This is a genomic window from Variovorax sp. P1_H12_2, from assembly GCF_056405335.1.
Genome location: NZ_JBFUCI010000307.1, coordinates 1 through 7,825 on the forward strand (window position 1 = coordinate 1; position 7,825 = coordinate 7,825).

A 7,825-nucleotide genomic window follows, 5' to 3' on the forward strand; every position below is an offset into this window, starting at 1 on the left:
GGGCTCACTGCGTGTAGCCCGCCCACCCCCGGCCGGGGGCAACACCAGCGGACTGGCAAAGCCAGATCCGCGGTGTTTCACCAACGGGCCTGGCTGCGCCGGCCGAAGCAAATTAACGGCGCTTGCGGGGCGCGACTTGTCGTGTCGGCCTGCTGGGTGCGGGATCCTGGGCGGCCTGGAGGGGCACCTCCGCCGGTCCGACCTCGGTGCCGCCGCAGCGGTCGGTCTCCTGGTCCGCGATCGACAGCGCCACCGTCTTGATGCCCATCCCGAGCATGCCGATGGCCTCGGCCGCGGCACGGCTCAGGTCGATGATGCGGCCCGAGGCGTAGGGCCCGCGATCATTGACGCGCACCAGCACCTCGCGCCCGTTGACCAGGCTGCGCACGCACACGCGCGTGTTGAAGGGCAGCGTCTTGTGCGCCGCGGTGAACGCAGTCATGTCGAAGCGCTCGCCGCTGGCGGTCTTCCGCTGGTGGAACTGGATGCCGTACCAGGAAGCGCCGCCGCGCTCGAAGACCTCGCGCCCGCCCTCGTCGCCCGGAATGCCGTCGTCGGGCCCCAGTTCGCCGCGGCCCGATACAGCGAGGTCGTAGCGCACCGACGGCACCGCGGAGCGCGGCGGCGCGCCCGGCGGCAGGGCCGGCTGCTTCGCCAGCGGTCGCAGGCGACCCTGCGGCGCGTCGCCTGCCGCATCGCCCTGCGACGCCGGCTGCACCGCGCAGGCCGCGAGCAGCCCGGCCGCGAGCAGCGCCGCCAGGCCGCTGCGCAAACTCATGCAGCCCAGCCCAGCCGCTGCAGCACACCGAGCGTGGCCACCGACTGGTTCATCGTGTAGAAATGCAGCGCGGGCGCGCCGCCGGCGCGCAGGCGTTCGCACAAGGCCGCGACAACGTCGAGGCCGAAGGCCTTGATCGATGCCGTGTCGTCGCCGAAGCTCTGCAGCCGCAGGCGGATCCAGCGCGGGATCTCGGCGCCGCAGGCATCGGAGAAGCGCATCAGCTGCGTCGAGCTCGTGATCGGCATGATGCCCGGCACGATCGGCGTCGATAGCCCCAGCGCGCGTGCCTCGTCGACGAAGCGCCAGTAGGCCTCGGCACTGAAGAAATACTGCGTGATGGCCGAATCGGCGCCCGCGTGCACCTTGGCCGCGAAGGCCTGCAGGTCGGCCTCGGGCGAGCGCGCCTGCGGATGCACTTCGGGATAGCAGGCCACCTCGATGTGGAAATCGCGGCCGGTTTCTGCGCGGATGAAGGCGACGAGATCGCTCGCGTAGTGGAACTCGCCGCCCACGCCATAGCCGCTCGGCAGGTCGCCGCGCAAGGCGACCAGGCGCTTGACGCCCATCGCCTTCAGCTCGGCCAGCTGCTCGCGGACCGTCGCCTTGGTCGCGCCGATGCAGGAGAAATGGCAGGCCGCTTCCACGCCTTCGGCCAGGATCTCGCGCACCGCGCCGAAAGTGCCTTCGTGCGTGGAGCCGCCGGCACCGTAGGTGACGGAGCAGAACTCGGGCTCTTGCGCGTAGAGCTGCTGCCGCACGGCGCGCAGCTTGACTGCGCCCTCGGGCGTCTTGGTCGGGAAGAACTCAAAGCTCAGCGGAAGGCGCACGGCCGGCTCCTGGTTGGCCGTCCGCATGAACAGCATGGATGAAGAACTCGTGGTTGCCGTCGCCGCCCTCGATCGGGCTGTCGAGCCAACGCACGACGCGCAGGCCGAGTGCCGCGCAGGTATCGCGCAAGCGCTGCTCGACCACGGCGTACAGCGCGGGCTCGCGCACGATGCCGCCCTTGCCGACCTGGCCCGGCTGCAGTTCGAACTGCGGCTTGACGAGCATCAGCATGTCGCCATCGGGCGCCAGCAGCGGCACCAGCGCGGGCAACACCAGCGTGAGTGAAATGAAGGAGAGATCGCCGACGATCAGGCCGAAGCTCCGGTCGGCAGTCTCCTCATCAGGGGATTCGGATGCCCAGGCATCCGCCGTCAGCGTGCGGGCGTTGACGCCCTCGACCGCGGTCACGCGCGCATCGTCGCGCACGCGCGCATGCAGTTGGCCGTGGCCGACGTCGACGCCCACCACATGCTCGGCGCCTTGCTGCAGCAGGCAGTCGGTGAAGCCGCCGGTCGACTGGCCCACATCGAGGCAACGCCGGCCGCGCGGGTCGATGCCGGTGGCGGCCAGCGCGCCTTCCAGCTTGAGGCCGCCGCGCGAGACGTAGCGGGCCTCGGCGGCATCGAGCAGTTCGAGCTCGGCCGCTTCGGGGATTTCGTCGCGGTTCTTCCCCACGACGCGCCAGTCGGCACCGTCACGCCAGCGCAAGCCGCCGGCGATCAGGCGGACGGCCTGCGAGCGCGAAGCGGCGAGGCCGCGTTCGACGAGTAGCTGATCGGCACGCAAGACGTGGGACTCAGTAGCGGTAGGTGTCGGGCTTGTACGGGCCGTTCTTGTCGACGCCGATGTACGCTGCCTGCGCATCCGTCAGTTCGGTCAGCATCGCTCCGACCTTCTTGAGGTGCAGGCGAGCGACYTTCTCGTCCAGGTGCTTGGGCAGCACGTAGACCTTGCCGGCCTGGTAGGCGTCGGGCTTGGTGAACAGCTCGATCTGGGCGATGGTCTGGTTCGCGAACGACGACGACATCACGAAGCTCGGGTGGCCCGTGCCGCAGCCGAGGTTCACGAGGCGACCCTTGGCCAGCAGGATGATCTTCTTGCCGTCCGGGAAGGTGATGTGGTCGACCTGCGGCTTGATCTCTTCCCACTCGTACTTCTCGATCGAGGCGACGTCGATCTCGTTGTCGAAGTGGCCGATGTTGCAGACGATGGCCTGGTCCTTCATCTTCGCCATCGTGTCGTGCGTGATGACGTCCTTGTTGCCGGTGGTCGTCACGAAGATGTCGGCCTTGTCGGCGGCGTACTCCATGGTCACGACCTTGTAGCCTTCCATCGCCGCCTGCAGGGCGTTGATGGGGTCGATCTCGGTCACCCACACCTGCGCGCTCAGGGCGCGCAGGGCCTGGGCCGAGCCCTTGCCCACGTCGCCGTAGCCGGCCACGCAGGCCACCTTGCCGGCGATCATCACGTCGGTCGCGCGCTTGATGCCGTCGACCAGCGATTCGCGGCAGCCGTAGAGGTTGTCGAACTTGCTCTTGGTGACCGAGTCGTTGACGTTGATGGCGCGGAACAGCAGCGTGCCCTTGGCCGACATCTCGTTCAGGCGGTGCACGCCGGTGGTGGTTTCCTCGGTCACGCCGATGATCTCGGCCGACTTGCGGGTGTACCAGGTCGAATCGACCGCCAGCTTGGCCTTGATGGCCGCATACAGGATGCGCTCTTCCTCGCTGGTCGGGTTGGCCAGCACGCTCTGGTCCTTCTCGGCGCGCTGGCCCAGGTGCATCAGCAGCGTGGCATCGCCGCCGTCGTCGAGGATCATGTTCGGGCCTTCGCCGGCCGAGCCCTTGGGGCCGAATTCGAAGATGCGATGGGTGTAGTCCCAGTAGTCTTCCAGCGACTCGCCCTTGATCGCGAACACCGGCGTGCCGGCCGCGGCGATGGCGGCGGCGGCGTGGTCCTGGGTCGAGAAGATGTTGCACGAGGCCCAGCGCACGGTGGCGCCGAGCGCCTGCAGCGTCTCGATCAGCACGGCGGTCTGGATCGTCATGTGCAGCGAGCCGGTGATGCGCGCGCCCTTGAGCGCCTGGCCCTTGGCGAACTCTTCGCGAATCGCCATCAGGCCGGGCATCTCGGTTTCGGCGATCCGGATTTCCTTGCGGCCCCAGGCGGCAAGGGAGAGGTCGGCGATCGCCTGGTCGACGGTGGAAACGGGGGACGGTTTGAGAACTGCGCTCATGTTGGCTCCAAAGCAAGCTTGAAAGATGCCACTGCGATCGGGGAATGGACTCACCGCGAGAACAGCGGGTGAGCGTGGTTGCGATGATGGTCCGAGCCTCACGCCTGTCGGCGCTGCAACGCTCCTCGGAACGGCGTATTTTAACGCGCGGCGCCGGCCGGCCGCCAGCAGCGCTTTTCGGATCGGCCTAGACTGCGGATCCTCCCACCCCCAACAATCGCCCCACCCGGCCGATCCTCATGTCCAAAGCCAAGATCCTTGCCACTTCGTTCGTGATGGCCGCGACGGCCACGCTGTCCTTGCCGGCTCCGGCGCAGGCCCCGGCCGCGGCCGCGGAGCCCACCGTGCGCGTGCGCGGCGTCATCGCGCACGTCGACGCGAATTCGCTGACGGTCAAGGACCGCAGCGGCGAGATCGTCACCCTGGTGCGGCCCGCCAGCATGCGCGTGCTCGAAGTGCTCCCGCTCGACATGGCCGCCATCAAGCCCGACAGCTTCGTCGGCGCGGGTTCGCTGCCGCAGCCCGACGGCACCCAGCGCGCGGTCGAGGTACTCGTGTTTCCGGAAGCCATGCGCGGCACCGGCGAAGGCTTCCGCCCCTGGGACTACATGCCCGACGGGACGATGACCAATGCCACCGTCTCCGCGCTCTCGGCGGCGCCGGCGGCGGTTCCGGGCGGCAAGAAGCTGGTGCTCAAGTACAAGGACGGCGAGAAGACCGTCATCGTCCCGCGCGGCACGCCGATCGTCACCTTCAAGCCGGCCCAGGACGACCAGGCGGCGCTGGTGGTCCAGGGCGCGATGGTCACGGTGACCGCCCAGGTGAAGGACGGCAAGCCGACCGCCTCGAGCATGCTGGTGGGCCGCAAAGGCTTCYCACCCCCGATGTGAGCGCCCGAACGGTAAAATCGTGGGTTTTGCCTCCAGCAGCCCGCGCCCGTGAGCGCGCACCGCGTTCACCCCCATGACCTTCGCCTCCGAAACCAAACGCCGCCGCACCTTCGCGATCATCTCCCACCCGGACGCCGGCAAGACCACGCTGACCGAGAAGCTGCTGCTGTTCTCGGGCGCGATCCAGATCGCCGGCTCGGTGAAGGCGCGCAAGGCCTCGCGCCACGCGACCTCCGACTGGATGGAGATCGAGAAGCAGCGCGGCATCTCGGTCGCCTCGTCGGTGATGCAGATGAGCTACCGCGACCACGTCATCAACCTGCTCGACACGCCGGGCCACAAGGACTTCTCCGAAGACACCTACCGTGTGCTGACCGCGGTCGATTCGGCCCTGATGGTGATCGACGCGGCCAACGGCGTGGAAGCACAGACCCGGCGGCTGATCGAGGTCTGCCGCCAGCGCGACACGCCGATCATCACCTTCGTCAACAAGATGGACCGCGAGGTGCGCGAGCCGCTCGAACTGCTCGACGAGATCGAGCGCGAACTCGGCATGCCCTGCGTGCCGATGACCTGGCCGGTGGGCCAGGGCAAGAGCTTCGGCGGCATCATCAACCTGCGCACGAAGGCGATGACGGTGTTCGAGTCGGGCCAGGAAAAGCTGCCGCAGGACTTCGAAACGATTCCGCTGACCGACCGCGACGCGCTGCACAAGCGCTTCGGCCGCGAGTTCGACCACGCAGTGGAAAGCATGGAACTGGCCACCGGCGCCTCGCCCACCTGGGACCGCGAGGCCTTCCTGTCCGGCAAGCAGACGCCGGTGTTCTTCGGCTCCGGCGTCAACAACTTCGGCGTGATGGAAGTGCTCGACGCGCTGGTCGACCTGGCGCCGCCGCCGCAGCCGCGCATCAGCACCACGATGGTCAACCGGCAGCCGGTGGTCAAGGAGATCCGGCCCGAGCACAAGGACTTCGCGGGCGTGGTGTTCAAGGTGCAGGCCAACATGGACGCCAACCACCGCGACCGCATCGCCTTCGTCCGCATGGCCTCGGGGCGCTACACGCCGGGCATGAAGCTCAAGGTGCAGCGCACCGCGAAGGAMCTGCGCCCGACCAGCGTCGTGACCTTCATGAGCCAGCGGCGCGAAGCGGTCGAGGAGGCCTACGCCGGCGACATCGTCGGCTTCACGACCCACGGCGGCGTGCAGCTCGGCGACACCATCACCGACGGCGCCTCGCTGCAGTTCACCGGCCTGCCCTTCTTCGCGCCCGAGCTGTTCATGACCGTGATCCTCAGGAACCCGCTGCGCACCAAGCAGCTGCAGCAGGGCCTGGCCCAGCTCGGCGAAGAGGGCGCGATCCAGGTGTTCCGCCCCGAGGTCGGCGGCCCGATGCTGCTGGGCGCGGTCGGGCAGCTGCAGTTCGAAGTGGTGCAGCACCGCCTGAAGACCGAGTACGACGCCGACGTCCGGCTCGAGGGCTGCCAGTACACCGGCGCGCGCTGGATCACGGCCGACACCCCGGCCGAGCTGCGCGCCTTCGTCGATGCCTATCCGGCGCGGATGGCGCTCGACGCGGCCAACACGCTGGCCTACCTGTGCACCTCGCCCTACGACGTGCGGCTGGCGCAGGAGCGCTTTCCGAAGATCCACTTCCATCCCCTGCGCGAGCACGCGGGACTGGCGCTGCAGACCGCCTCCTGAAATGAAACACCCCCGAAGCGCCTGCGGCGCTGCCCCCTCAAGGGGGCGATACCAGCGGCCTGGCAAAGCCAGATCCGCGGTATCTCTGGGCTTGGCCGCGCCGGTTTCATGCGTCGCGAGTCACGCGATCGCGTGGTGAAGAACTGAGATGACTCCTCTGACTGAGTGGCCGCTGGCGGCGCGGCGCGCGCTGGTCGGCGTCTTCACCGACATCGACGACACGCTGACGACCGAAGGCGCGATCAGCGCCGATGCGCTGGCAGCGCTGGCCGACCTGCGCGCAGCCGGCCTGCATCGGGTGGCGATCACCGGCCGCCCGGTGGGCTGGAGCGAACCCTTCGCGAGCGCCTGGCCGGTGGATGCGATCGTGGCCGAGAACGGCGCCGTCGCGCTGCTGCCCGCGCCCCAGGGCGGCCTCGAGAAGCGCTACCAGCAGGACGCGCCCACGCGTGAGCGCAATTTCGCGCGCATGCAGGCCGTGCTGGCCCGCATCGAGCGCGAGATCCCCGGCGCCCGGCGCGCCACCGACTCGCCGGGCCGCGAATGCGACATCGCGATCGACCACAGCGAATTCACGCAACTCGGCGATGCGCAGATCGCCGCTGTCGTCGCGCTGATGCGCAGCGAGGGCATGCACGCCACCGTCAGCAGCATCCACGTCAACGGCTGGTACGGCGAGCACAACAAGCTGGCCGGCGCCCGCTGGATCGTGCGCGAGCTCTGGGGCCGCCGGCTCGACGACGAGATGCAGCGCTGGGCCTACGTCGGCGATTCGACCAACGACGCGCTGATGTTCGAGCATTTCGAGCACAGCATCGGCGTGGCGAACGTCCGCCGGTTCGAGGCCGCCCTGTCGCACCTGCCGAGCTACGTCGCCGAGCGCGAGCGCGGCGCCGGCTTCGCCGAGGTGGCGGCCGCGATACTCAAGGCACGGTGAAGGCGACCGGCCTGGCGCGTGCGACGACGTTCCCGGCCGCGGTGTTGCTCAGGAGCTCGAGCCGGGCGCTGTAGCTGCCCTTGGGCGGGTTGAGCCACACCTCGGTCTGCCCGCCGTCGAGGTCGATGATTTCCGCCTTCTGGCCCGGACGCTCCAGCACCAGCCGGAAGTGGCCGGTGTCGGGCACCTTGGGCGCTGCGTTCGACACGTTCAGGCCGCTGGCATGGAACTGCACGCGCAGCGGCAACTGCACCGTGCTGCGATCGGCGGGACTCAGCAGTTCGATGCGCGGCTCGCCCAGCAGGCTGGCCGGCGTGACACCCTTGTTCTGCTTGCTGACCGTGAACCTGAGCGGCTTGCTATAGACGAAATACGGGATGTGTCCCTGGTCCGCCAGCACCAGCCGCATCGTGTAGGTGCCCGGCGGCAGGTCGACCACGGTCTCCATCTG

The 7,825-nt window shown here is 68.8% G+C and carries 8 protein-coding genes and 1 riboswitch; of the genes, 3 read left to right on the forward strand and 5 right to left on the reverse strand.

Going from position 1 to position 7,825, the window contains the following annotated elements; translation table 11 throughout:
* Positions 1–112 precede the first annotated feature (112 nt).
* The 4 genes from AC1D2K_RS24830 to ahcY are packed head-to-tail and all read right to left on the reverse strand — an operon-like array spanning position 113 to position 3,845.
* A complete protein-coding gene (locus AC1D2K_RS24830; protein ID WP_478091758.1) occupies positions 113–778 on the reverse strand; it encodes a septal ring lytic transglycosylase RlpA family protein in 666 nt (221 codons plus the stop codon).
* The gene (gene metF, locus AC1D2K_RS24835; protein WP_478091760.1) at positions 775–1,608 is read right to left on the reverse strand and encodes a methylenetetrahydrofolate reductase [NAD(P)H]; all 834 of its coding nucleotides are present in this window, start codon (positions 1,606–1,608) and stop codon (positions 775–777) included. Before metF ends, AC1D2K_RS24830 begins: the two co-directional genes overlap by 4 nt.
* Complete coding sequence (locus tag AC1D2K_RS24840) at positions 1,586–2,395, reverse strand: TlyA family RNA methyltransferase (protein WP_478091762.1); 810 nt, start codon at positions 2,393–2,395, stop codon at positions 1,586–1,588. The genes metF and AC1D2K_RS24840 overlap by 23 nt, the downstream gene beginning before the upstream one ends.
* Before the next feature lie 10 nt (positions 2,396–2,405).
* On the reverse strand, positions 2,406–3,845 hold the full coding sequence (gene ahcY / locus AC1D2K_RS24845) for an adenosylhomocysteinase (RefSeq protein WP_478091763.1): 1,440 nt from the start codon (positions 3,843–3,845) through the stop codon (positions 2,406–2,408).
* Positions 3,846–3,908: 63 nt separating this feature from the next.
* Positions 3,909–3,978, reverse strand: a riboswitch (S-adenosyl-L-homocysteine riboswitch).
* A gap of 106 nt (positions 3,979–4,084) precedes the next feature.
* On the opposite strand from ahcY, the gene AC1D2K_RS24850 reads away from it, so the two are divergent.
* The 3 genes from AC1D2K_RS24850 to AC1D2K_RS24860 all read left to right on the forward strand — a co-directional run bounded on the left by AC1D2K_RS24850 (position 4,085) and on the right by AC1D2K_RS24860 (position 7,374).
* Positions 4,085–4,735: a hypothetical protein gene (locus AC1D2K_RS24850; RefSeq protein ID WP_478091764.1), complete on the forward strand. Its 651-nt coding sequence runs from the start codon at positions 4,085–4,087 to the stop codon at positions 4,733–4,735.
* A gap of 73 nt (positions 4,736–4,808) precedes the next feature.
* Positions 4,809–6,437, forward strand: a complete 1,629-nt coding sequence (locus AC1D2K_RS24855; protein ID WP_478091765.1) for a peptide chain release factor 3 — start codon at positions 4,809–4,811, stop codon at positions 6,435–6,437.
* A 148-nt stretch (positions 6,438–6,585) separates the two neighbouring features.
* Complete coding sequence (locus AC1D2K_RS24860; RefSeq protein ID WP_478091767.1) at positions 6,586–7,374, forward strand: HAD-IIB family hydrolase; 789 nt, start codon at positions 6,586–6,588, stop codon at positions 7,372–7,374.
* Here AC1D2K_RS24860 and AC1D2K_RS24865 read toward each other — a convergent pair.
* Positions 7,361–7,825: DUF4399 domain-containing protein (locus AC1D2K_RS24865; RefSeq protein ID WP_478091768.1), on the reverse strand; the 465-nt coding region annotated here is incomplete at its 5' end. The two genes, AC1D2K_RS24860 and AC1D2K_RS24865, sit on opposite strands and share 14 nt — an antisense overlap.